Here is a 24,136-nt window from a genome sequence, read left to right as displayed (position 1 = left end):
TGCGTTTGCGTCGTTCAGCACCTTCGTAAATGGGCGGCGCCAATCGAGATGTTCACGGGCAAGACGCGCCCAGAACGCTTCGTGATCCTGGCCAGCCTCGGCAACGAGGGCGCGATAAGCCTCCATGCCGTCGATGCTGGCATGCCGGGCGAGCGGAATCTGCAACGCGGCGGCGTTGGGTGGAGCGGTATCGATGGTAGACATTGTCTCCTCACATGAGTCATGAAGGCGGTGAAGCGCGAAACGCTTTACCGATGAGGGCGGGCTCTTGTTGGCCATGAGGCGCCTGCGCCTGCGTTCCGTCGTTTGCGGTTCGCGGCGAATCAGCGTGGGTGCAGGGCGACTATGACCGAGTGGCGGGCGGCGCCATTGATGCATATCAAGTAGAGAGAAGAGCGCCGCGCGTTCATGGCAGGAGTCTCGCGAGCGAGACGCAGCGCGGCAGCCTTGATGGAAATGAATCGCAACAGCACCGCAAGGACGATGATCTGGCCGCGTGGCCATTCCGCGACGATCGACCGTAGAGTTGGTCAGACGGACCGCCGCGTTGGGCATCAGGTTTCCTTAAGCTGAAGTCGATAGCATTGCTCAACCTTGGCGACGCGCATTTGTGTGCAATCGAATCAAGAGCCCTCAGGTGAAGTTTTACAAGTGCAATTACGTTCCGTCGAAGCTAAGGAGTGAGAGTGGCAAACCTCCAGGAAAGCACGCGTCCGGGATATGACGCAGTCGCGCGGGCGCTCCATTGGCTAACCGTCCTGTTGATCGCGATGCAGTTCATGATTGGCTGGACGATGCCCGACGTCCAAAAGGACACGCAACCCATCGGATTGATCGCTTGGCATCTCGGTGTCGGCGCGACGCTCATCGTCGTCATCCTGCTACGGGTGATCTGGCGATTGACGCACCGACCCACGCCGGACGACCTGCCGCCGTTTTTCAGCATCGCTTCGCGCGTCACGCATCTTCTGCTCTATGCAACACTGGTGCTAGTGCCGCTGTTGGGGTGGATCAACGCGTCCTCACGCGGCTGGACGGTTCGGTTGCTGGGTCTCGTGCCGTATCCGGCACTGAGCGCTCCGGGCTCGGCTTTCGGCCACAAGATGGGGGATTTGCACGGCATCCTTGCCTGGGTGCTGTTCGCGCTGATTGGTCTGCACGTGGCGGCAGCGTTGTTCCATCGCCTGGTTCTGCGAGACCACGTGTTGCAACGGATGCTGCCGCATGCGGGGCCATCGCGCCAATCGGCACGTAACCGCTGAGGTCGGCCTGAATGATTAGGGACACAAGGAAGCGCACCGTATCAATGCTATCGGTTGGCTTCGCGCCGCGGTGTTGGCGCAAACGACGGCATCAGTTCGACGGCTGGTCTGATAATTAACGTAGCATCGGCGCCGCTGAACGCGAAGGCCTCTTGCGGGTCGGGCGTGGCCCGTCGCGACGAGCAGCATGCCGTCAACACCTGTCGGCTGGGACGTGTACTCACCTAGCCGTAAACGGGGTGCTGGCGTTGGCTGCGGAGTGTACGATGAGCGCTTGGCGAGCCGCGTATGCGGCCGTTTTCTGCATTAGAATGGGCTAGTATGCTGCCGTGCATCGCTGGCAGTATCTGGACAGCACGACGTGCGGGATTCGCGTTAGAGGAATGCCATGCCGACTTACCAGTATCGTTGCGAGAAGTGCGGTGAGACGTTCGAGCATGCCGAACATCTCGTTGAACATGAAACCGCTCATCCGAATTGTCCGAAGTGCGGGAGCGAGAAGGTTCAGCACATACCCACGCCATTTGTCGCGAAAACGTCCAGAAAGAGCTGAACTCTACCTGCTGACAATTCTTCCTCTTTGGCGGGGTAAGCAACCGGGTAGGCACGTCCCTTCGGTTTCCGGGCGATAAACTGCGATCTACGAAACTCATGTCCGAGCGAGCCCGTCAGAGTAACTTCGGACAAAAGTGCGCTGCCTTTACTCATCCCGTCAGATCGAATCCGTTCCGATTCAGCGCGTGAGTCATCCGCTTGTATGTCAAGTCTCGCCACGCTCCGTTCCAAGCGGATGTGTGCGCCCAGATTTGCGGCAGCGGTCGCCGCGCACGCTTGTGTCAACCCATGCATCAAGGTCATGGCTTTCCCGACACGAGCAAACATCAGTTGTCTGATGCTCCGCGAGCCAGCTCGCAGTTACATTTCCATCGAGTTCCTTCGGCGATGAGCTAATCTGATTTGATGGCGACCGGACCAACGCCATCGTCTTTGAAGCACGGTTTTGGGGCCGCCGTCGTCGGTCTTCGTCGTGCGTTGGCGTCCGATTCTGAACACGTAAAACGACCCTCATTGGCCGCTTTGAAGCGGCGCATAAGAAGGGCCAACCGCAATGGGCATTCGTCGCCGCTGCTCCAATTGTAGTTTGCTGATTCGCTAGCCCGTCCAAACGGCAAGCGTTCTGGCGACATCAATGATTAAAAGGAGCATGGCAATGAAGTACATGATTAGCTGGTTCGAACGCACACAAGGTTCGCCTGTAGAGTACGAGAATGCCCAGAAGCGAATCCTTGATGTGTTTAGTCAATGGAAGGCGCCCGACAACTTCAAGATCGAGTTTTTCGTGGTGCGTGTGGGAGAGTGGGGTGGGCACATGTTGGTTGACTGCGACGATCCGTTAGCGGTTCACAAAGTTTGCTCGACATTCCCTGCATTTGAATTTCGCGCGCACCCCGTAGTGGCCGTCGAGGACGCAGTCCGGGTCGAACTCGAAGCGATCGCCTGGCGAGACGGACTGAAAAGTAATTGACATTCGAGAGGATCATGTCGCCTTCACGGCGTGTGAACCCGAGACTCGGTCCTCCTTTTAAAAGTGGCCAGCGTCCTGGCACTGCCGCCGAGCGGCGGCCTAAACCCCGCTCAGTTAGACGGCCAACAGCCTGCGCCCGCCGGCAGTCGTTGACAGCAAGCGTCCGCTTCAGGGAGGGATGAACGGCTGGAGCGGATCGGCTTTGGACGCCAACGCGCCGCGTCCGCGCAACTCGCGTTTTGATGCGAGCGGTGAAGCCGTGCTCGTGGATCGCACGCCACTTCGGTGGCGGCTGACCTACAATATAAGCATGGTCGCTACCCAATTAGGAGGCTGCCATGACCCAGTCTATGATCTACTTCGTTGTCGGCTTGGCGCTCTTGTTGGTCGCCGCGTTCATGGTGGCACAACGTTACAGGCGCGATCACCCCGCAGAGGGGATGACTCAGTGGCTTGACTCGCACCATATGGGTTGGATGCACCGGCACAAACATTGATGCCACGTCGCAAGATGAAAGGCCCCGCATTGAAATAGCGGCTTGGGCGCGGGTATTGCCTTCGTTGGCTGCACTCCCGGTGACCATTGTTGATCGTTCCGCCGGAAAAGCCATCCATGGTTGCCGCCGAGGAGCGCACCATGACGTTGACGCTAACATCGCAAGCCTTTCAACAGAACGGCGAGATTCCCGCGCGGCATACTCCGAAGCGGACTTTCGCTAACCGTTTCGCGTTGCTTGCACACACGGGGTCCAGGGACTTCGTGCGCGGGGAACGTGAATCAGGCGGAGGTCAGTTAGCTCCGATCTGATTCACGTTTCCGTTCGTCAGTATTCTAGCGAGCGTCGCGCTGAACACCGCCACGCGGCGAGGCCGCGCGCGTAGACTCACGCCTTCGGCTCAATGTTCTGATTGACTCGGAACAGGTTGTTGGGATCGTACTTCGCCTTGATCGAGGCAAGGCGCTTGTAGTTGTCGCCGTAGCTTAGTTCGACGCGGTTCTCGGCCTCGTCGGCGTCCAGGAAGTTGACGTAGGCGCCTTCCAGATTGAACGGGTGGATGGCCCCCCAGTAGGCACGGCCCCAGGCCTTAAGCGCCTCGGCGTCCTTGGGATCGGGGCTGATCGCGGCAATTACCATTGAAAAAGACGCGTCCCGCGCACTCCACGGCGTGGCATCCTTGGCGACGCGCCGAACGGCGCCGTCTATGGGGTAAAGGTGCATCAGGCAGAAGGGGGTCGGTGCTTTGAGCGCGTTGGCGATGTGCACGTCGATCGCCTCGTCAGGCAGCGCCTTGACAAAGTCGCCCTTCCAGTACCACTGCAAGCCTTTAGGGAAGAACGGGTCGAACAGACTGTTGATGGCAGTCCACGGCATCTCGCCCGTCCAGTTGAACAGCGGGGCGGGCAGTTTCTCGAGCAGCGAGGCCATGAGCTCCTGACCCTCTGCGATCGGTCCGTTGAAAGCGCCGATCAGAGCGCAGGCGCGTTTGTTCCAGTGCTCCTTAGGGAAGGGATCGACTGGAGGCACGGTTTTGAGGCCGACGAATAGGCCAAGCTCCTCGGGAGCGTTTGGGATGAAGTCGCGGTACATCGCCATAACTTGCCTGGCGTCCTTGGCGTCCCAGAAGATCGGACCGGCGAACACCATTTTGGCTTGGTGGGCCTGAAATAGAAAGCTCGTGACCACGCCAAAGTTACCGCCGCCACCGCGCAACGCCCAGAACAGGTCAACGTGCTTGTCCTTGTTAGCGGTGACGAAAGAGCCGTCGGCCAGCACTACATCCACTTCGAGCAAATTGTCGATCGTGAGGCCGTGCTCGCGTGTGAGATAGCCGGTTCCGCCGCCCAAGGTCAGACCTGCGACGCCCGTGCTGCCGACGATGCCGAGTGGTACGGCGAGGCCAAAGGCGTGGGTCGCGTGATCGAGATCCGCTGCGGTGCAGCCTGGATCGACACGCACGGTGCGGCTCGCTGGGTCGACGCGCACGCTGCGCATCTGCGACAGGTCGATGACCAGCCCACCGTCGCAACTGCCCAAACCGGGGCCGTTGTGTCCACCTCCGCGGATTGCCAGAGGCAGCTTGTTATCGCGCGCGTAGTTGACCGCCGCTATGACATCGGCGGCATCGGTGCAGCGAGCGATCACTTTGGGCCGCTTATCGATCATGCCGTTGTACAGTGCTCGCGCCTCGTCGTAGTCCTGGTCTGACGGACCGATCAGCCTTCCGCGAAATCCCTGAATCGCAAACTCGTCCATGACGCTGCCTCCTTGAAGAGTTTATCCATCGCGCACGCGCGACGACGCGATGCCGTACCCAGAAGCCTCGCGCCGAACAGTCGACAAGAACGACATCGGGCGCGCGGGATCAATCGGGATTTGCACACCTATCTGGTGGCCGTTCGCGAGCCTTGGCCTCGCACCTCACTTGATGAAAAGCATAGTGCTCCGACGCAATTGCGGGAAGGAACTTCCGATTGACGATACTGACAGCAAGACGAGGGAGCAACCAGTCGAATGAAACCCGAGACCAATTGTCGGCCGCTCTTTGGTCCAGGAAAATAAGGGCGCGTCCAATCGGCGACTTGATCGGCCAGACGGCTTTGAATCGTCCGACATAGCCTCAAAAGTGGGGCCGCTACCGGGAATTCCGAAACGCCCTTTCGGGCCGGGTTCTGCCGACCGCGCCGGACAGCAGTTGGCCAGAAACAGTCCTGCGCGGCGATAACGCGGGCGCCTGCTGTTCGCCGTTTACCGGCCGTTCGTGGATATCCGATAATGGACTAACGCCAGCGCTCATTCTCACTCACGTGGTCCTACTTTCGAGACGCAGTAACGTTACGAACATTGGCGACGGGCGATATCGCTATTGCGCCCGCTGGATTCGCAACACTTCCCCTGCGGTCAGCACATAAATCTCCTGCGCGGCATCTGCGCCGAAAGAGTACACAGTCCCCGGTATTGGCAATGACCAATCAACCGATTCCGTCACGACACCATCACGAAAGACGAAACTCTGCAGTCGGCCGGTGCATAGATCGGTGTAGAAATAACGGCCCTGGATCTCAGGTACGGCGGCGCCTCGATAGACATAGCCTCCGAGGATCGCACAGCCTCCGCTTGCGTGGGTGTATTCGAAGACAGGGGGCGTCAGAGCCGTCGTATCGCAGGTGGCCGCGCCGACGCACAACGTACCTTCCATTCCGTCCCAGCCATAATTCAGCCCGCCGCTTGTCGCCGGGACGACGTTGACCTCCTCGCGCGCGGACTCACCGACGTCCGCGATGTAGATCTGCCTCGTCATATCGAAGGAGAATCGCCACGGATTTCGCAGACCGACTGCCCAGATCTCTGGCCGGTCGCCTGCGCCTGTAGCGGGCGGGTTGTCAGAAGGTATCGCGTAGCCGTTGCCCCTCACGTCAATCCTCAGCATCTTTCCGAGCAAAGATGCTTTGTTCTGCGCATTGCCGGCGGGATCATTCGAGCCGCCACCGTCGCCGGGCGCCAGGTACAGCATCCCGTCTGGCCCAAAGGCGAGCTGGCCGCCGTTGTGATTCGATGCACCTGGGTGCGGAATTGTCAGAAGCACCGTGCCGCTCGGATTGGCTACGTCAGGGTTGGCGGAAGAGACTTGGAATCGAGATACTGTGATCGCTCCATCTGCTGCGGTGTAATAGACGTAAAACCGTCCGTTCGACGCGTATGCCGGGTCGAACGCCATCGACAGCAAGCCACGCTCGCCATCGGTCGAAGTCAGCGCCGAGATATCAAGATATGGCGCCGAGAGCAGCGTCCCGTCGCGGACGATCCGTATCCGCCCCGCTCGCTCGACAACAAAAAGACGGGGGTCATTGGCAGGCGCGGTAAGGTAAATCGGAGCGGTAAGTCCACTCGCTACCCCGGTCACTGTGAGGCGAAACGTTTCAGCAGGCCCGTAGGCAACGGTGACTGCCGACGAAGCGCCCGCAGTCACCGTGACAGACTGACTTAGGTTGGTCGGGCTGTACAACGAGGTGCCGTTCAGTACACGGTCAGCCGTGACGGTATAGGTTCCGGTCGCGAGGTTTGCCAGCGTGTCGGATCGGCTCACTACCCGGCTGAACCCGCCAGGGCCGGCCACAGACACGTTTGCGGCCGTATCAGTCGGGAGGCCAGTTACCGAGAGCGACAACGCGCCAGCAGTCACGCTCCCTCCCGAGCTACCAGAGCTTCCTGCAGCGCCTGAGGCTCCATCCCCAGAGCCATTCCCACCACAGGCGGCCAGGAACAGAAGACACATACCCAGAAGGCGACATGACGCCGGACGGAGGAAGGAAATCATGACTAGCTCCTGCGAGGGAATTGTCCGGAATTGATGCGCGCGTTGCAGGTTTTACATCGACAAACGTCTCTGAAAACCACCTGCAGTAGGCAGGACGGGCCTGCTTGCTCGCCCGAGCAACGAGGAAGCAAGTATTTGGCCTGGCAACGGCACCGCTCTTAGACGCGAAGGCGCCGACCCGCGAGCAATGAGCGGGACGACCCGCCAGCACACATGAGCGCTCCCCTCGCTCCCTCCCTGGAAACACCATACCAATGACCGCTCTCGCGAATCACATGCCCGGAATGATCTTTGTCGGCGTAGAAGTCGGCCACCGTCGGATCGCCAATCCTCGGCAGTGGCCTTTGCCGAAATCGAACTATGTTAAGACGGTAGTCTGGAGATTGGCCGCACCCAAAAAAAGTTCTTCACTTGTATCGCGATCCGATTGATTGCAGGACACCGCCTCCGGCCACAGCCTCGAACAGCCGCTGTGCGGGCGGGCTCACTCTCCAGTCACGCAGATAGAGATCGAAACATAGACTGGGCAGGCGTGGCAGCCCCTCGGCTTCGTCCAGGACCCGCAGTTCGGAGGCAAGCATTTCGATGGGCCTTACCGTCACCCCCAGGCCGGCGCGCAACGCGGCACGCAAGCCGCCGAACGCAAGCGAAGTGGATACGTGCCGAATGTGCCAAGGGATTTGGTGCGCATCTAGAGTGGCGAGCGCCGTCGCGCGGTAGTGGCTCGGCTCGTTGGGCAAGACCAGGGGCACGGGCTGCGACGGATCGTGCACGTATTCGGCGGCAGCCATCCAAACCATTGGCGAGGTTCGCAAGCGTACGCTCGGGTGCGCGGGATCCACCATTCCTTCCGGCATTGCAACGAGGCTAATCTCGATTTGCCCTTGCTTGAGCGCTTGCAACAGGTGGGCGGTGCGGGCAGGATGCACCTCGATCTGCACGTGGGGATAGAGGGCCGAAAAGCGCGCGAGCAAGGGCGGCAGCAAGAACTCTGCGGCGTCGTAAGGGCTTCCAATGCGCAGCGGCCCGCGCAGGTCGGGTGCCGCGAGCGTTTCCAGCACTTCGTCGTTCAACGCGAGCAGTTGGCGCGCATAGTCCAGGAGCCGCACGCCGGGCTCGGTCAGCCGCTTCGAGCGGCCGACCTTCTGGAACAGTGCCACGCCGAGTTGCAGTTCGAGGCGGGCCATCTGTTGCGTGACGGCAGATTGCGTGCGGTGCACTCGCTCGGCAGCAAGAGCAAAGCTTTCCCCGTCGGCGACCGCGACGAAGGTGCGAAGCAGGTCCAGGTCAAGGGTGCGCACGAAAGTTAAGTGTCGCTGATGTTTCCTCGAGCGGAATTCACTTGTCGTTTGAGAGTTCCGGGCAGAGACTGAAGCTGTCAGATCCGTTGAAAATGCCTGTAAAGCCGGGTGAACGGCTATCGAAGTCCAGATGCGGCGGCGGCCGCGAGGTCTGTAAATAGTTTAGCAAAGCTTCAGTGCCGGCTCGGTGGGACTGGGGCTCGGCAGCCACCGAGGTGAAGGAAAGGTGATGAAAGACGACGCGTACTCCCTTAACCGGTTCATCACTGACCTGCGGCACACCGCTTGCGAAGGGCGCGATGAGCATTGGGTCATCGCGACGATGCGGCCGCTGGTGCAACGGTTTGCGCTCTCCTGCTCTTGGCTCGAGCCACGCCACTACCAGGCGGACAGCGCACAGGGTTTTGGTGTGCACGTGCTCCACGAGGAGCCAGACCATACGCTCGCGGTGTTCGCCGTGAGTTGGCTTCCCGGACGTGGAATACCGCCGCATGACCATGGCACGTGGGCGATTGTCGGGGGCGTGGACGGCCCGGAAAAGAACGTGTTCTGGGAACGGACGGACAACCGCACGCGCCCAGGCTACGCGGAGCTGCGCCAGAGCGGAGAAAGAGTGTTCCGTCCCGGCGACGTGCTCGCGATGCCTAGCGGCACGATCCACAGCGTGTGCAACGAGTCCGATCATGTCACGCTATCACTGCACGTGTATGGGAAGCACGTTAATTTCACCGACCGCTCCCAGTTTGATCCCGACAAGCGCAGCGAAACGCCCTTCATTCTGAAGCTGGCGTAGCTGCAACAATCACTGGTTTCGAACGGTGACCGAATGCCACTAACCTGAACACCATGCGTCGGCGCGGATCGCGTCGAACCCATGTCGGTGTCGCGGCAGGGCAAACGCTCATGGAGGGGTGACATGGAACAAGACGAATTCAGCGCCTTTGAGCATCAGGGTTGGGAAACGGTCGCATTAGCATATCACTCGTATTTTGGCGAACTGACGACGCAGTCCAATGATGCGCTGCTGGATGCGCTAGAGGTTCGTGCCGGCGTCCAGTTTCTCGATGTCGCGTCAGGTCCCGGCTATCTTGCGGCAGCGGCGGCACGTCGTGGCGCTGATGTGGTTGGCGTCGATTTCGCGGACGCGATGGTCAAGCAAGCGCAACGCATTTTTCCCGACCTCGCTTTCCGTCCGGGCGGTGCCGAAGATCTGCCTTTTCCGGACGTGAGTTTTGACGCGGTCGGTATCAGCTTCGGAATGTTGCATTTCGCTCGCCCCGACGCGGTGCTTGCCGAAGCATTACGGGTGCTGCGCCCCGGCGGCAGAATCGCGTTTACCGTTTGGGCGCCGCCGGACCAGACCGTTGGATTCGGGATGGTGCTCAAGGCCATTGAGAAGCACGGTCGCATAGACGTCCCGCTGCCCTCTGGGCCTCCCTTCTTCCGCTTCAGCGACTCGCACGAGTCGGAGCGTGCGCTGCTCGATGCGGGATTCGTTGAGCCTCGCATTGAGGAAGTCAGTCAAACGTTGCGTATCCGCGCGCCCGAAACGCCCTTCGACGTCCTGATGCGCGGAGGTGTGCGCATCGCGGCGATCTTGAAGGCGCAGTCACCGGAGGCGCTGGCTTCGATCCAGAAAGCTGTGTCCGACGATGCGGCATCGTACACGGACAATGGTGAGGTACAAGTCCCGATGCCGTGTGTGCTCGCGTCAGCGAGAAAGCCCTGAATGGTCGGCGCCATGACCTGCCAAATCAGGGCGAGCATGCACGGCCGTCTCAGTGCGTGGCAGTCTCCTTCATGAAAACACCAAGCTGCTGGGCGTAGAACGTCGCGTCGGCTAATGTGGCGTGTCCGCGGGTTTCGGCGCTGGCGGGAATCAACAGCAAGCGGGCGCTCTTCAATTGTTTGAGCGACATCTGCATCGTGCCGGTCTCGGGCGGGTTGCGTTCGTCATCCGCGGAGTTAATCGCCAGCAAAGGCGCCTGGATGCGACTCAGTCCCGGCGCAGCGTTGTAGTCGGCCGACGACGCCCATTGATAGAGGACATCGTTGGCATTGCTCTTCTGCGGCGCCGCCAGCATATCGTCGACGATCTTGTCGGCCTTCGCGTGTGTCGGAGCCAGCGCCTGATATGCGAGCGTGCCGCCGCTGGTGGCGATTGCGAACATCGCGCCGGCGAGGCGCAACGATGGAGGCTCAGCCGTATAGTTGCCATGGTTCCACGCCGGATCCTGTTCGATCGACTCGACGAACATGCGGCGCATCATCCAGTTGCGTGCGGACATCTCGGTAGGCTGGGACGCCATCGGTACGAGCGCATCCATCATGTCCGGATATTTTTCGCCCCAAAGCCAGACCTGCATGCCGCCCATGGAATAGCCGAGAGCAAGGCGAAGATGGTGAATCCCGAGTCCTTCGGTCACCATCCGATATTGTGCGGACACCATATCGTCATAGTCGTATTGCGGAAAGCTAGCGCGCAGAACATCGGAGGGCTTGGTGGACTTACCGATGCCGAGTCCGTCGGGCAAGATGATGAAATACTTCGTCGCATCGAGCGGTTGCCCCGGTCCGAACAACTTGCCGGCAAAGTGCGGCGTCAACATGCTCGCGCCGGTTTGGTTCGTACCGTGAAGCACGAGAATCGCCGGCTTCGTGGGGTCGCCGACGGTCACATAGTGAAGGCGAACATTGTTCAGGGTTTCGCCCGTATGGAATGTGAAGCTTGGCGCGATCCAGTCGCCTTCACGCGGAGTGGGATAGTCTTGTGCTGAAGCGAGAGAGGGGAGCAATACAACAAGAAAGGAAAAGCAGGCGCGGCGTAATGCAGTCGAAAATCTCATGAATGGAATCCTCGAATTTGAGTGGAGCATCGGAACGGATGCCTCATTCTAGAGAACAACGTTACCGACTGCTCTGACGAGGCGACAATATTCTCTTGCTTGTCAGCTCAGCGTCCGCTTTTTGCGTCCGCTTGAATCTTGCGGACACGTCTTCGCAATCGCGCGACAGTCACCGCAATGATGCGACGGCAGCGGCGCTATTAGACCACTAGCAAATCTCCCATCATGGCGAAGACCACGCACTGAATAAGGTCTGGGATGCCATCTCTGACGTCTGCAACGGCAATAGCATTGAATAGTTATTGACATATCAGTCCAGAATAAATATCCTCAAGCCATGGCTAGACCTAGAGAGTTCGATCGAAACGAGGCACTGGGCCGCGCTACACGCGTGTTCTGGGCGAAAGGCTATGCGTCGACTTCAACGGAAGACCTGCTCGCTGCCATGAACATCGGGCGGCAAAGCCTCTACAACGCGTTCGGTGACAAACGGAAGCTCTACCTTGAAGCGCTGGAGCGATATCAACGGGAAAGCAATGCGAGCCACCTGGAGCGTCTGAATAGCAGTGCCTCGCCGTTACGTGGAATCGAGGCGCTTTTGCTCGGCCTCATAGCCGAAGATGACAGCGTCCGTGCACTCGGGTGCATGGGTGTCGGCGCTGTCAGTGAATTCGGTACTGCGGATCCGGATCTTGTGATGCTACGAAGCAAAGTGGGCCCAAGGCTTTTCAGGCGCCTGGTCGAACGCATCCGTGAGGGACAGGCATGCGGAGAAGTCGACCTCGCCATCGACGCCCGCGAAGCAGCCGCCTTTTTGCAGATGACGATGCAAGGCATTCAGCTCGGGGCCCGTGCAGGTGGGGACGTTAGGAGTCTGCGCGCACAGGCCAGATTTGCAATCAGCCGCTTTAGACCGCGCTAGACAAGGAAAGCCTGACGTGGTCGACGCGCGCCCAATTATGGACTGATCTGTCAACAATGGAGATGCTGGTGAACGAGAATTGCGGACTTACAGGAAAGATTGCCATTGTCTTTGGCGGCTCGCGAGGCATTGGCGCGGCCGCGGCGAGACGTCTGGCAAGAGAGGGCGCCGACGTAACGGTGACCTACGTTTCGGCGCCGGAGCGAGCCGCCGAAACGGTTCGGGCAATCGAGGCCACCGGGCGGTCTGGCCTTGCAATCAAGGCTGACAACGCGGATCCGGCTGCTATCAAGGCAGCCGTCGCGCAGACCGTGGATCATTTTGGAAAACTGGATATTGCGGTTGTCAACGCTGGCATCTTGATGCTTGGTGACGTCGCGACGGTGAGCGTGGGAAATCTTGACCGCATGCTGGACATCAACGTGCGTGGTGTCTTTCTCGCCATCCAGGCCGCGGCTGCGCGTCTCACTGAAGGTGGCCGGATCATTACGATCGGCAGCAACACCGCGGTGCGAAGCGGACATCCGGGCTCGAGCGTTTACTCAATGACGAAGGCTGCAGTTGCCGTCATGGTAAAAGGTATCGCCATTGACCTGGCTGGCCGGGGCATTACAGTCAACAACATTCAACCCGGGCCAACTGTAACGGACATGACGGCCGATCATATCGACGCGATCAGGCCGCTCATTCCGCTTAGGCGCGCTGGCGATCCGGATGAGATCGCCGGTCTGGTTGCCTACCTCGCCCGCAAGGAGTCAGGCTACATGACCGGCTCGAGCCTTACCATCGACGGTGGTATGGCGCTATGACCGTCTGGTGACCTGTTCCATCGTTTCGATCGGCGTTCACGATTCGCGGTGCCACGACGGGCTACGTGAATGGACGGCCCGGCCTCAGCGAGCGGGCTGCACCCGTCCGGTTGTGGCCGAGCATACATGGAATGTCCGCACGGCCGAGCAGTTCTGCTGCTGGAATCTGCTGCCTCCCGCTAGTCCACTGTATGAATCACGGGCGGCAGCAACGCGTCTGAAGAGGACTGCGGCGCAGAGGCTGTCCATGGTGGTGGGGGCAGGCCGGTTGACGTATCCTGGGTAGCGGCAGACGGTTGTGCCGAAACTGAAATCTGAGGCGCGGTTGCCGACGCGGTTGCCGACGCTGATGTGGAACTGGCGTCCGGCGCATTGCTGTTGTCTCCGCACGCGCTGAGCGTGGCGAGCAGGAACATTGCCGGGAGACTGCGATTGCCCGATAAGCCGCGCGAGAGACTCGTCTCGTCGCTGTCGCGTGCCAGGCGACAATTTGCGCGTGCCCATGCAGGGTGCCTGCAGCGGAATATCGACCTGATTACCCTGGTGAACATCTGCATGGCTAGAAATGGTTTTTCCATGATCGGCGGGACCTATGCCCGCGGGGTGAAGGATGAAATAACCAGCGGCCGTACCGGCCCATTCATTACTGTCCGTGGCGGTCTCATGACCCGTTGGATGGAGTCCCGATCGTCAACTACCCTCAAGAAGTTGACGACCGGTCGGCTGGCGTTAGCGACTCAACCTCAGCCTCCAAGCGCTGGATCTGATGCGCTGTCGCGCCCGGTCTCTACGTGACCGGCAATGCGCCACAGGGCGTTTTTGTCGGAGTCGAGTGTCACTGTCAGGTCGTACCACCCGAATGAATTTCGCAGATCAATCATCAGAACGCTGACATCACCGCCGCGCACGCTGCGCTCGCCGCTTATCGGCGAGTTGTAGGCGCTGTCGACCTTGAAAACAGATCGCTCTTTACCCGGGTTCGTCAGACGCAGTTGCAGATTGCCGTTTGCGACATCGTAGCCATCGGCAATCTGAACCGCTGTTCCTTGATTGCGCGTAGAGCCTGCCATGCCTACAAAGCGGCGCAGATAGCCGTTGGGTCCGAACAAGGAAAAGTCGTAGCTCCCACCCGGAGCGAGCATCAAATCGTCCGAAAGATCCTTGCCTGCTTCAACCGTATAGCTGCGCGGCAGATCCGTCGCATTGCCCGAATAGACCAGGAAGTTCACACCCGCGTGCCCCGTGTTCGTCATGTGCAAACGGAACGCGTTGCCTTGTCCGTTCACGCCGCCGCGAACGAAGAATTCGTACGGCAGTGCGCGTGCCGGCCGTACACCGAATTCCTGTTTCGGCAGTGACTGGGTGCTCGGCACGACTGGTATGACGTCCGGGTGACGGTTCTTGTCCGCCGGAAAGGTGGTGACCGGCAGTTGCGGGAAGCTGTCGTTTGGATTCCTGAAATTGAAAACCGATGTCAGGTCTCCGCACACCGTGCGGCGCCATGCCGTAATGTTCGGCTCCTCCAGGCTGTTGCCGTGCCCGAAACGTTTCTGGATAAACCGGATGATCGATGTGTGGTCGAAGACTTCGGAGCACACGTAACCACCCTTCGACCATGGCGAGATGGCGATCATCGGTACGCGCGGCCCAAGTCCATAGGGACCGGGTTGATTTTTGCCCGAACCCGCGAAAAACTCGTTCGTCGTGGAGACTGTGGAAAGGCCAGTCTCGGGTGTGGATGATGCGTACGGCGGCGGCATGTGATCGAAGAGGCCGTCGTTCTCGTCGTAGGTCAAAAGCAGCACCGTCTTGCTCCATACTTCCGGGTTGGACGTGAGTGCCTGAAGAACCTGGTCGACATACCAGGCGCCGTAGTTCGGCGGCCAGTTGCCATGTTCCGAAAATGCTTCCGGGGCCACGATGTACGAAACCTGAGGCAGCGTATTGTTTTGCACGTCCTTTCTGAGTATGTCGAAGTAGGTCCCGCTTACCTCGACCTGTGTGCCCGTGCGTGCCTTTTCGAACAACGGACTGCCGGGTTGCGCGTTCTGATACTGCTTGAAGAACAGAAGCGACGTATCTCCGAAGTTGCCGATGAAGGGATTTTGGTCGTCGCCCCAGCCGGTCGACGGATTCAAACCGGAGCCCATGTCCTGGTAGACCTTCCACGATATGCCGGCGGCCTCCAGCTTTTCCGGGAATGTGCTCCATGAATAACCGGCTTCGGCGTTATCGATCACCGGGCCGCCTCCGGTTCCGTCGTTGCCCACCCAGCCGGTCCACATGTAGTAACGGTTCGGGTCGGTCGGCGTCATGGCCGCGCAATGATAGGCATCGCAAATCGTAAATGAGTCGGCCAGTTGATAGTGAAACGGGATGTCCTCGCGCGTTAGATGGAACATCGTCGTCGTGCCTTTGACCGGCACCCACTGGTCATAGCGGCCGCTGTTCCATGCCGCATGAGTGCCGGGCCAGCTGTGATCCAGATCCTGCACGAATTGCAGACCGAGATTCGGAAGATCGGGGCGGAAAGGCAAGACATAGCCGTCGGCGTTGTTGGCGGGCTGGAAGAATACGGACTTACCGGTTGTAAGCGGAATGGGGCGCGTATCGCCGAAACCGCGCACGCCGCGTAGGGATCCGAAGTAGTTATCGAAAGAACGATTTTCCTGCATGAAGACAACGATGTGCTGTACGTCTTCGATAGTGCCGGTCGCATTGTGCGCGGGTATCGCCAGCGCACTGCGGATACCTAGAGGCACTGCACCCAGTGCGGTGGCCGCGCCGGCCGCTTGCGCAGCGGCTCTCAGGAAATCACGTCGACTGTTTGATGTCATGTTCGTTGTTTATTTGCCGTTGATTGAGGGAAACGGCGTCCAGTGCAGCCAGAAGATAAGGAACTCGTGGCTTCACGGCACGCGCTACAGGAGACAACTGTTGACTCGCAACCGCGTAAGGCATCCGGGAGAATGGGCCTTGAACATGACCGAAATGTGGCAACTGCTTTAGAAATGAGGCGAGATGTGGCGGGCTGACTTTGGCACTGAGTACGTCTGCTTCGCCGATATGCCGGATCATGCCAACGGTTTGTGGATGTGTGTGTTCGGAGTAAGTGAAACGCTAGGAAGTACGTTGAGAAATGTAAGGCGCAAAGTCATTTGCTTGATGCAAATTGCGTCGGCTGTCCGCCAGGAAGAGGCGTCGGGGGAAGGTCACATTTCGCAATTGCGCGCGACGGCAACGTCAACACTGAGCGCTTCTCCGCGGAAAAAGCTGCAAGCCACCGCCAAAGCGACATTCCACAAGGAGGGCGCATATGGCTACGCAATCGCACTGATACCGCACAGCCATAGATCGACCAGACGCCTTACACGCTTGACCTCACGATGCAGATCGACACGAGCGGGCGCGTGTATGTGCGCCGCGTGAACGTGATGGGCAACACGCGTACGCGCGACGAAGTGATGCGCGGTGAAACACGCCAGATCGCTCGTCGATATCCTCCCGATAACTGATCTCGGCTCACGCTTGGTCAGCCGCAGTCGCCCACGTTATTCGGAGCTGCAAGAACTCTCGCGGACTCTTTTCTGAAAGTCAGAGGAATAAATCAAGCCGGCGTTCGTTTCGTCCATTGGCTTTGATTTGCCTTCTTTCTTCCGCTTCGGCGTCGTCGGACCTGCTTGCGCTTTCCACGCGCTGCGGGCGACGCCGGCATCCTGCGAGTTTGCTAATGAAAAAAGTCATAGTGACATGTGCTTTTGTTGTGTCTGTCCCTGCCGCGTACGCGCAAAGCAGCATTACCTTATACGGCATCATTGACGAGGGTTTCGAAGCAATCAGTAATGCGCCTGTTGCCGGCAGCAAAAGCGGCGGCAGACTGTTCCGACTCGATGCCAACAACGGGCTGAACGGATCCCGCTGGGGACTCAAAGGTTCCGAAGATCTCGGCGGTGGCCTCAAGGCGATCTTTACGCTCGAGAACGGCTTTGAACTCAACACCGGAAATCTCGCGCAAGGTGGCGCTGAATTTGGCCGTCAGGCCTTTGTAGGATTGTCGAGTGACCGGTATGGCACCGTGACGCTCGGGCGGCAATATGATCCCATCGTCGACTACGTCGGAATATACGAATTCGGTGATTCAAATCTTGGCTCGGATCACGCGGCACATCCCGGCGACCTCGACAATTTCAATTTCACGCGTCGCCAGAACAATTCAGTCAAGTACCAGAGCCCCAACTTCGGCGGGTTGAGTTTCGAAGGTCTCTATAGCTTCGGTGGTGTGCCAGGCTCGCTTGCAACCAACCAGGCATACTCCTTCGGAGCCCATTTCGTGAAGGGCCCGCTTGGCATGTCCGTGGCATATTCACACGTCAACAATCCGGCGGCGTCTTTGTTCGGGAGCAACCCAAGCGATACCGCGACGTCGAACGGGCTGACCGCGAGCCCGATCTACAGCGGCTATGCATCGGCAAGAACGTACCAGGTAGTAGCGGCCGGCGGTTCTTATAAGTTCGGACGCGTCGTCATGGGCGCGACCTATTCGAACATTCGCTATTCGAACATTGCCGCGCTTAGTGGAAGCAGTGCGGATTTCAACGATGCGGAAGTCAGCCTGCAGTACCTGATTGCCCCGGATTGGTCGGTTGGAGCGGCTTATAACTTCCTGAAAGGGAATGCCGTGACTCAAACCATTGGGGGCGCGAAATACAATCAGTTCTCCGCCGGTGTGAATCACACGCTGTCCAAGCGCACCGATGTCTATCTTTCAGGCGAGTGGCAGACGGTTAGCGGAAACGACTCGACCGGGCACGCGGCGGTCGCGAACATCGCTGATTTGCCGCCTTCTTCGAATCGTCATCAGGCGGTCGCTCGTATCGGGATCCGGCATAAGTTCTAGTCTTACTGTGTCAAACACTAGGGCGGTTTTTAGGTTTTCGACAACATGGATACGCATGGAGCCGGACAACCGGCAGCGTACTCCAGTCGAAACCGATACCGCTGCCGAAAGCACAAGCGGTCTTCCTTGGGAGTCTCTCCAACTTTTGCGCGCGCTCAACAGACGTGCGTATCGGGCGCTCGACAGTTCGTGTCGAGGACTACGATGACGCCCAAGGAAATTTCGGCTGTCAACGCGCTCCGAGCGGGCGGCGACACCGCCGTTTCGCTAGCTGGCGCACACCAAACGATGCCGAAACAGTGAGCCTGTTATCCGGACCACAAGCGCGCACCGGAACTGAGCGAAGATCTCATGGAAACAGGCGGAAGTAGGCTTTGGAAATAGCCTCTGGAGACACGCAAGTCTCGCCATAGTAAGCACACGCAATCTTGCCGGACGGCTCGTCTGGCGGTTCCGGCTCACTCCATCCCAGTACCAGAGTTGTCAAGCCTGCAGCAGCAAGCAGGCCTATCACGCAAACAAGTCGCTTCATCGCAGTCACCTCATTTCGTCGATACAGTTGACACTGCTGTCTTCAGTCACGCGGCAAGCAATTGGCTATCAGGCAATGCGCAACTCAGAGGTGGAGGCGGTAGGGATATTTGCATTGCTGTCTACCTCCGTCTGCCTGTTTCCAGAGATTGACATAGCCGCCAGATATCCGAACGTCAACGCGAGCCCGAGTGTTATTCCCGCACCGGTGTAGTGCCCGCCCACCGGCGAGTTCATATCGTCAAGGACAGTTGGGGACTTTCCCTAGCGACGCCGGCGTGCTGAGATCTACTTGAAGCGGACCCATCAGGCGCTACCGGCAAGCACTTGACTCTAATAATACCATGATGCATCATGCGACATAAATTGAATAGTCGTAGATCTTTTTTCACAGTGCGATAGCCGCGGTAGCGGTGTAGGGAAAGTGAGGCAGGGCGTCGAGGCGATCGCCGAGGTTGAGTTGGGGCGATGTGCCTCAGTTTCTTACTTGAACTGGGAGACACAAATTGGATTTTAAGAGTCAGGAACTTCAAGACAAGGCGGAGATTCGTGAAGTTCATATGCGCTATTGTCGAGGCATCGACCGAATGGACTTTGATCTCGTGCGTTCGTGCTATCACCCGGACGCCATTGATCGACATGGTGCTTACGAAGGTGGCGTCGAAGGTTTTATCAAATGGGCAGGGGAAGTGTTGCCTCTCTTCGACGCCACGATGCATTTCACCGGTAACCAATACGTGAAGGTGGAAGGCAATGTCGCTTTCGCGGAGCATTACGCGCAGGCGTTTCACCGCACGAAACCCGCAGACGGCAAACCCGCTGCGGACTGGATTGTGAACGTGCGATATGTCGATCGCCTGGAAAAGCGTGATGACGAATGGAGAATTGTTGACCGCATCGTTGTGTACGATTCAGAGCGCACGATCCCGGCAAGCACTGACTCTGCGCCGTTGGGCGACTGGAACTATGGGCGGCGCGATCGCGATGACCCGTCGTACGAGTACGGCCTGTGATAAAGCGCAGCGCTTCGGCGGTACGGCTCGCCGAAGCGAACATTTGACGTGCTGCCTGATGCGTCACGCCAGATGCGCCTGACCATGGATGGACGATTCAATGTTGGCATCATCGGTTTGAGTGCGTAACGCAGTTGGGCGATTGCGGCTTACATACCAGCGGTGTGCGCTTCGTCTGACGACTTCGAAATTGCAGGCGTCCCTAACGCGAGTCAGGCGAGCGCTCAAGCGACCGCTGCCGCTTTTGGTGTACCAAAGCGATTTCACCAGAAGTGTGGCGCGCCCAGTGCGCTCCGCGCAGGGGATGCTTCACATCGGCAACTGTGATGGACCCAATCATCAAAAAGGAGACGACTCACGATGTTGTTTATGCAGACACCCGCAGCAGTAAACGAGTTTGTTTCAAAAGTTTATGAAGCGATCGATTCGATGGACGAGCAGGGGTTCGCGAACTGTCTGACCGAGAACTGCACATTCGTCCATGCGAATAGCGATCCTGTCATCGGTCGCGCAAACGCCGCAGCGACTTCACAGAATTTCCTAAGGCTGCTTGCTGGCATCAAACACGACCTCGTCAATGTATGGGCGTTCGAGGATGTCATCGTTTCCCAGATATCCGTAACTTACACACGCAAGGATGGATCGACGCTGACGATTCCGGCCGTGACGATCTGGAAGTTGCAGGACAAGTTGATCGATGAATGCCGCATCTACGCCGATATTTCGCCGCTGTTCGAGCATTGATCTATGGCGAACAAAGAAATGAATCGCGATCTTGAAGGCAAGACCATCATCGTCACCGGCGGTGGCTCGGGTATTGGGCGGGCGGCGGCGCTCGCGTGTTCCATGGCGGGGGCGCGCGTAGTGGTCGCCGATATTGATGTTGCGGCGGGAGAGGAGTCGATCTCGGCGATCCGGCGGGCGGGCGGTGACGCAATCTTCCAGGCCACGAACGTAGCCGATGAAGAACAAGTCGAAACACTCGTGGCTGCGGCATTGAACAAGTACGGCCGGCTCGATGGCGCATTCAACAATGCCGGTCTTTCGCAGACGAACGTCCTGATGCACGAACTGACCGCCGCGCAATGGCGCCGAATTCAGTCAGTCAATTACGACGGTGTGTTCTTTTGCATGAAGCATGAGATACGCGCCATGCTGCAAACGGGTGGCGGGTCCATCGTCAATACTTCGTCCACGCTGGGCCGCGTAGCGATGCGCAGTGCGGCAGACTACTGTGGCTCCAAGGGCGGTGTGCTGGGGGTGACAAAAGGCGCAGCGGTCGACTATGGCGACAAGCATATCCGAGTCAACGCCATCCTCCCAGGTGCGGTGGACACGCCAATGCTTCACTGGTGTCCGATCCGCAATTTGCCGACTTGATCGAGAAGATTCGAGCCAGTCACCCACTGGGAAGAATCGGCGTCCCGGAGGAGATTGCTGCTGCCGCCGTCTGGCTTCTTTCGGACAAGGCGTCCTTCGTGACGGGAGCCGAACTGGCGGTCGACGGGGGATTCCTCGCCATTTGATGCCGCTATGTGCTTGATGCGGCCGTCCTGTCAACCGAGACGGTCCCGCCCTCCACGGAACGCTCAGGACCTGCAGGCGTACCGCTTGCCGCAACCGAAGCCGTTTCTCGCCTCGCTGTCCATAGAGGCGGTGTTAATCCTGCTGTATCATTTCGTTTTGGTTGAATCCATTTTGAACAGGTAGCACCGACCGATGGCTCGATCCCATGGCGAGGAATGAGTGAATGCCCAAATCCAATTCATCTGCAATCAAGGCAGCCCCGAGCGCTCCCAAATTAGTCGAGGCGACAGCGAAGAGAGCATCAGACGTTTTCGATGATCGCGGCAGAACCGTTCCATGGATCGCGCGAACGGTACACCGACTCTACGATGCCCAGGGGCAGAAGATCCTCGACAGGGAAACTATTCCGATTGCGTACTGGTACTACCTTCGCGTGCTCGCCGAACGCGGCGAGGTCAATCAACTCGAACTCAGTAAGCGCGTAGGCATCGCGTCGACGACCGCGGTCCCCGCCCTCGACTATCTGGAGAAGCGCGGCCTGGTGAAGAGAGTCCGCGATCCAAACGACAGGCGAAAGTATTTCGTCATGCTACAGGAAGAAGGCAAGCGTCTCGTCGACGAATTGCTGCCTGATCTGACTGACATGATTTCGGAGTCGCTCGACGGAATCTCGCAGAAGGACATGCGTGTCTTCTGGAAGGTCATGCACCAGATCGAATCGAACCTGATTCAGATGTCTCAGAGCGACTCTGTGATCGACTAGCGGCCGGCCGGTCGTTGGCACAACGACGATGTCGAGGGGCCATTGCTGATCGATGTGCGGCGAGCGGCGGTGCGCTCACACCACGCGCATCGTCGGACGCTCCCGGCTCGGCGGAAAAATACACCAGAGTCCGTCCTTGTGGCGAAAGAAGAACAATGCTGCGGTTCCGGCGGCCTTGCGTGCTTCGACGCACACATAGCATTGCCGCGTTGCACGCTGGTTCTTGAATTCGACCACATGCACGATGTCCATCGAGGTAGGAGCAAGCCAGTGTTCCACCATCGAGCGTAACGACTTTCCTGCGCTAGCCATCATCTTCTCCTCAACACGCTCGCCTTGATCGCGTGACTACGACCAACTGACCGGCCTCGCGCACCAAAAGGACGTTCGCGTCCGCCGCGAGGCCAGTCAGGACCATCACCTGCAACCTGCTTGCAGCGTTCCGCTCGCGGCTCCGGCCGAACATGGACAGGATGAGGCACTGCACACTCGTGTCTTCACGCTTCATGTGCGTGTGCGGCGCATACGAGAGCCGCACACACTTGCTACTTGCTCACCCTGACCCGATTGCCCGTTTCACTCGACTGCTCGATTGCATGGAGCACTTTGTGAAGTGCGCGCGCATGATCGAAGCTGGGCGCCGTGCGAGTGCCATGGCGCAGATCATCGGCGATCAACCGATAGACGCCGGCGACGTTGCGCGCTGCAACGGCATCGTCGGCATCGATCGGGAACGGATCCGGGACGTCGAGTTCCTCGTAGCCGTTCTCGCCTTTGCGTCCGAACTCGACGCGCAAGGGCGAGATGTTGACCGCCGGGACATATTCATTCCTCGCGGTGACGCGTAGATCGCCCTCGCTTCCGTTGATCTCCCACAGCAGCTTCGTCCCGCGCGGCACGCCACCGCGGATTTGCAACGACAGCGGCGCTCCGGAGCGCAAAACGGCGTTCGCCATGAGGTGGTCGGGCGTTTTCATCTCGACGGTTTCGCCCGTCTCGATGACGCGCGCGGTTTGCCTGCGTTGCGAAAGCACCGCGCCGATCTGTTCGATGTCGCCGAGGACGGCATCAATCGCCGAAATCGCGTGCCCACCGATCACGGAAAGCAGTGTGGCGCCGTTCCGGTTGTCCATGGCGTAGGCGTCACCCTGCAGGATGTCGTCGCCCCAGCTGAAACCCGATCCGACGAACGTCGAAGACAGGACATCGCCGATCTTGCCGCCCGCGACGAGCTTGCGCATGAACTGCACTTCGGGGGAGGCGATTGCCTGTGCGCCAACGACGGCCAAAGCCTTTTTCTCGCGCGCGAGTTCGGCAAGCGCGATGGTTTCTTCGAACCCATTGCCGAGCGGCCATTCGCTGTATACGCTCTTGCCCGCCTGCAGGGCTGCCGTGATGACTTCCTTGTGGTGCTGAACCTTGACGGTGACGACGACGATATCGATGTCCGGCGATGCGACCAGCGCAGCGGCACTTTCGAATGCCCGCGGAATGCCGAACGCGGCGGCCGCGGCCTGCGCACTCGCGAGGCTCGTATTCGCCACGCCTGCGAGCTCAAAGACGTCGGACAAGGCCCGCAAGGCCGGAATATGGGCTGTCGCCGCCCAACCGCGTCCTGGGCTCAGGCCGACGATACCGACACGATATTTTCCTTCCATTGCTTCCTCTAACCTTTAGATAACTGCAGTAACCTTGAGCGCCTGATCTCGCAGGTTGGCCCTTTGGAGCCGGCCGCAGACACCGGCCGCTTCCCTCATACGATCTGGTATTTGTACGATGGGTCTTCCTTGTCACGGCGTCCAACATTGGAATTTTCGAGCGGTGCCAGATCTCCTGGAACCGGGTCCGATCGCTGGGAGTCGAGCACGACCACCCGATCGGCAATTCGCCATTCACCGTTTCGCCGCTCCATGCGGTCCACGTAGCGAATGTTCACCACCCAATCCATCGCAGGCTTGTCGCCGTCGGGTTTCGTGCGGTGGCTTGCCTGCGCATAGTGTTCCGCAAACGCCACGTCGCCGTGGACCTCGACATGCTGGTTGCCGGTGAAGTGCTGCGTCGATTCGAAGTTCGGCAACAACTCGGCTGCCCAGTCGATAAAACCTTCGACACCTCCGTTGTACACGCCGTGCCTGTCGATCGCATCCGGGTGATAACACGACCGCACGAGGTCCCAGTCCATCCGATCGATGCCGCGGCAATAGCGGATATGAACGCGGCGAATCTCCGCTTCATCCAGTAGCTGCTGAAGTTTCGCATCCAACTTGGGTCTCCTTGATTGAACCGTCGCGGCTGAAGCAAATCGGTGCCACGCCGCTGGGTGAGTGGATTGAAACCGATCGCGAGCGCGATCCACTTGCGAATCCGGAACGTAACCTGACGATCGAGTCGGAATACGCCAGCGGTCACTTCACCGTACTCGA

Annotated in this window: 22 protein-coding genes and 1 pseudogene; 14 read left to right on the top strand and 9 right to left on the bottom strand. The window is 59.0% G+C overall.

Features of this window, described 5'->3' with window-relative positions:
• Positions 1-204 (bottom strand): acetyl-coenzyme A synthetase N-terminal domain-containing protein (locus P0D80_RS45000; protein WP_408293924.1); only part of this gene is annotated, 204 nt, incomplete at its 3' end.
• A gap of 566 nt (positions 205-770) precedes the next feature.
• Between P0D80_RS45000 and P0D80_RS44995 the strand changes: the two genes are divergently transcribed.
• The 3 genes from P0D80_RS44995 (at position 771) to P0D80_RS44985 (ending at position 2,787) form a co-directional block, all read left to right on the top strand.
• Complete coding sequence (locus tag P0D80_RS44995) at positions 771-1,262, top strand: cytochrome b (RefSeq protein WP_408179571.1); 492 nt, start codon at positions 771-773, stop codon at positions 1,260-1,262.
• Positions 1,263-1,650: 388 nt separating this feature from the next.
• Positions 1,651-1,815, top strand: coding sequence for an FmdB family zinc ribbon protein (locus tag P0D80_RS44990; RefSeq protein WP_132379650.1), 165 nt, complete (start codon positions 1,651-1,653; stop codon positions 1,813-1,815).
• A 657-nt stretch (positions 1,816-2,472) separates the two neighbouring features.
• A complete protein-coding gene (locus P0D80_RS44985; protein ID WP_408179531.1) occupies positions 2,473-2,787 on the top strand; it encodes a DUF3303 domain-containing protein in 315 nt (104 codons plus the stop codon).
• A gap of 884 nt (positions 2,788-3,671) precedes the next feature.
• On the opposite strand, the gene P0D80_RS44980 is transcribed toward P0D80_RS44985, so the two are convergent.
• From P0D80_RS44980 to P0D80_RS44970, 3 genes are all read right to left on the bottom strand, one after another.
• Positions 3,672-5,042 carry an FAD-binding oxidoreductase gene (locus P0D80_RS44980; RefSeq protein ID WP_408293919.1) on the bottom strand — a complete coding sequence of 457 codons (1,371 nt, stop codon included), beginning with the start codon at positions 5,040-5,042 and terminating at the stop codon, positions 3,672-3,674.
• Positions 5,043-5,649: 607 nt separating this feature from the next.
• The gene (locus P0D80_RS44975) at positions 5,650-6,873 is read right to left on the bottom strand and encodes a PQQ-dependent sugar dehydrogenase (protein ID WP_408293916.1); all 1,224 of its coding nucleotides are present in this window, start codon (positions 6,871-6,873) and stop codon (positions 5,650-5,652) included.
• A gap of 638 nt (positions 6,874-7,511) precedes the next feature.
• On the bottom strand, positions 7,512-8,405 hold the full coding sequence (locus P0D80_RS44970) for a LysR substrate-binding domain-containing protein (protein WP_408293913.1): 894 nt from the start codon (positions 8,403-8,405) through the stop codon (positions 7,512-7,514).
• Between the two features lie 229 nt (positions 8,406-8,634).
• Here P0D80_RS44970 and P0D80_RS44965 point away from each other — a divergent pair, with 229 nt between their 5' ends.
• Together P0D80_RS44965 and P0D80_RS44960 are read left to right on the top strand one after the other, a co-directional pair.
• A complete protein-coding gene (locus P0D80_RS44965) occupies positions 8,635-9,198 on the top strand; it encodes a cysteine dioxygenase family protein (RefSeq protein WP_408293910.1) in 564 nt (187 codons plus the stop codon).
• Between the two features lie 123 nt (positions 9,199-9,321).
• A complete protein-coding gene (locus P0D80_RS44960) occupies positions 9,322-10,134 on the top strand; it encodes a class I SAM-dependent methyltransferase (protein ID WP_408293907.1) in 813 nt (270 codons plus the stop codon).
• Between the two features lie 49 nt (positions 10,135-10,183).
• On the opposite strand, the gene P0D80_RS44955 is transcribed toward P0D80_RS44960, so the two are convergent.
• Positions 10,184-11,251 (bottom strand): alpha/beta fold hydrolase, encoded by a 1,068-nt coding sequence (locus P0D80_RS44955; protein WP_408293904.1) that lies wholly within the window; start codon positions 11,249-11,251, stop codon positions 10,184-10,186.
• Between the two features lie 391 nt (positions 11,252-11,642).
• Between P0D80_RS44955 and P0D80_RS44950 the strand changes: the two genes are divergently transcribed.
• Both P0D80_RS44950 and P0D80_RS44945 read left to right on the top strand, forming a co-directional pair.
• Complete coding sequence (locus P0D80_RS44950; RefSeq protein WP_408293901.1) at positions 11,643-12,173, top strand: TetR/AcrR family transcriptional regulator; 531 nt, start codon at positions 11,643-11,645, stop codon at positions 12,171-12,173.
• A 62-nt stretch (positions 12,174-12,235) separates the two neighbouring features.
• Positions 12,236-12,982, top strand: coding sequence for an SDR family NAD(P)-dependent oxidoreductase (locus P0D80_RS44945; RefSeq protein WP_408293927.1), 747 nt, complete (start codon positions 12,236-12,238; stop codon positions 12,980-12,982).
• Between the two features lie 743 nt (positions 12,983-13,725).
• On the opposite strand, the gene P0D80_RS44940 is transcribed toward P0D80_RS44945, so the two are convergent.
• The gene (locus P0D80_RS44940) at positions 13,726-15,819 is read right to left on the bottom strand and encodes a phosphocholine-specific phospholipase C (protein WP_408293898.1); all 2,094 of its coding nucleotides are present in this window, start codon (positions 15,817-15,819) and stop codon (positions 13,726-13,728) included.
• Positions 15,820-16,233: 414 nt separating this feature from the next.
• Here P0D80_RS44940 and P0D80_RS44935 point away from each other — a divergent pair.
• From P0D80_RS44935 to P0D80_RS44905, 7 genes and pseudogenes are all read left to right on the top strand, one after another.
• Positions 16,234-16,470, top strand: a pseudogene (locus P0D80_RS44935) (outer membrane protein assembly factor BamA); the annotation flags it as partial.
• Between the two features lie 242 nt (positions 16,471-16,712).
• On the top strand, positions 16,713-17,879 hold the full coding sequence (locus tag P0D80_RS44930; protein WP_408293894.1) for a porin: 1,167 nt from the start codon (positions 16,713-16,715) through the stop codon (positions 17,877-17,879).
• A gap of 1,037 nt (positions 17,880-18,916) precedes the next feature.
• Positions 18,917-19,423: a nuclear transport factor 2 family protein gene (locus P0D80_RS44925; RefSeq protein ID WP_408293891.1), complete on the top strand. Its 507-nt coding sequence runs from the start codon at positions 18,917-18,919 to the stop codon at positions 19,421-19,423.
• Between the two features lie 360 nt (positions 19,424-19,783).
• Positions 19,784-20,167 carry a nuclear transport factor 2 family protein gene (locus tag P0D80_RS44920; protein WP_408293888.1) on the top strand — a complete coding sequence of 128 codons (384 nt, stop codon included), beginning with the start codon at positions 19,784-19,786 and terminating at the stop codon, positions 20,165-20,167.
• 3 nt (positions 20,168-20,170) lie between these two features.
• The gene (locus tag P0D80_RS44915) at positions 20,171-20,803 is read left to right on the top strand and encodes an SDR family NAD(P)-dependent oxidoreductase (RefSeq protein WP_408293885.1); all 633 of its coding nucleotides are present in this window, start codon (positions 20,171-20,173) and stop codon (positions 20,801-20,803) included.
• Positions 20,776-20,949, top strand: a complete 174-nt coding sequence (locus P0D80_RS44910) for an SDR family oxidoreductase (protein ID WP_408179517.1) — start codon at positions 20,776-20,778, stop codon at positions 20,947-20,949. Before P0D80_RS44915 ends, P0D80_RS44910 begins: the two co-directional genes overlap by 28 nt.
• Before the next feature lie 224 nt (positions 20,950-21,173).
• Positions 21,174-21,713: a MarR family winged helix-turn-helix transcriptional regulator gene (locus P0D80_RS44905; RefSeq protein ID WP_132379628.1), complete on the top strand. Its 540-nt coding sequence runs from the start codon at positions 21,174-21,176 to the stop codon at positions 21,711-21,713.
• A 75-nt stretch (positions 21,714-21,788) separates the two neighbouring features.
• On the opposite strand, the gene P0D80_RS44900 is transcribed toward P0D80_RS44905, so the two are convergent.
• The 3 genes from P0D80_RS44900 to P0D80_RS44890 all read right to left on the bottom strand — a co-directional run bounded on the left by P0D80_RS44900 (position 21,789) and on the right by P0D80_RS44890 (position 23,976).
• Entirely contained in the window at positions 21,789-22,025 is a 237-nt protein-coding gene (locus tag P0D80_RS44900; RefSeq protein WP_408293880.1) for a hypothetical protein, read from the bottom strand.
• Between the two features lie 233 nt (positions 22,026-22,258).
• A complete protein-coding gene (locus P0D80_RS44895) occupies positions 22,259-23,371 on the bottom strand; it encodes a Gfo/Idh/MocA family protein (RefSeq protein ID WP_408293877.1) in 1,113 nt (370 codons plus the stop codon).
• A 95-nt stretch (positions 23,372-23,466) separates the two neighbouring features.
• Entirely contained in the window at positions 23,467-23,976 is a 510-nt protein-coding gene (locus P0D80_RS44890) for a nuclear transport factor 2 family protein (RefSeq protein WP_408293874.1), read from the bottom strand.
• Positions 23,977-24,136 lie beyond the last annotated feature (160 nt).

The sequence above is a fragment of the Paraburkholderia sp. RL17-373-BIF-A genome (genome assembly GCF_046030175.1).
Lineage (GTDB): Bacteria > Pseudomonadota > Gammaproteobacteria > Burkholderiales > Burkholderiaceae > Paraburkholderia.
The sequence above is the reverse complement of the archived record's forward strand: the minus strand, read 5'-3'. Positions and strand labels throughout refer to the sequence as shown.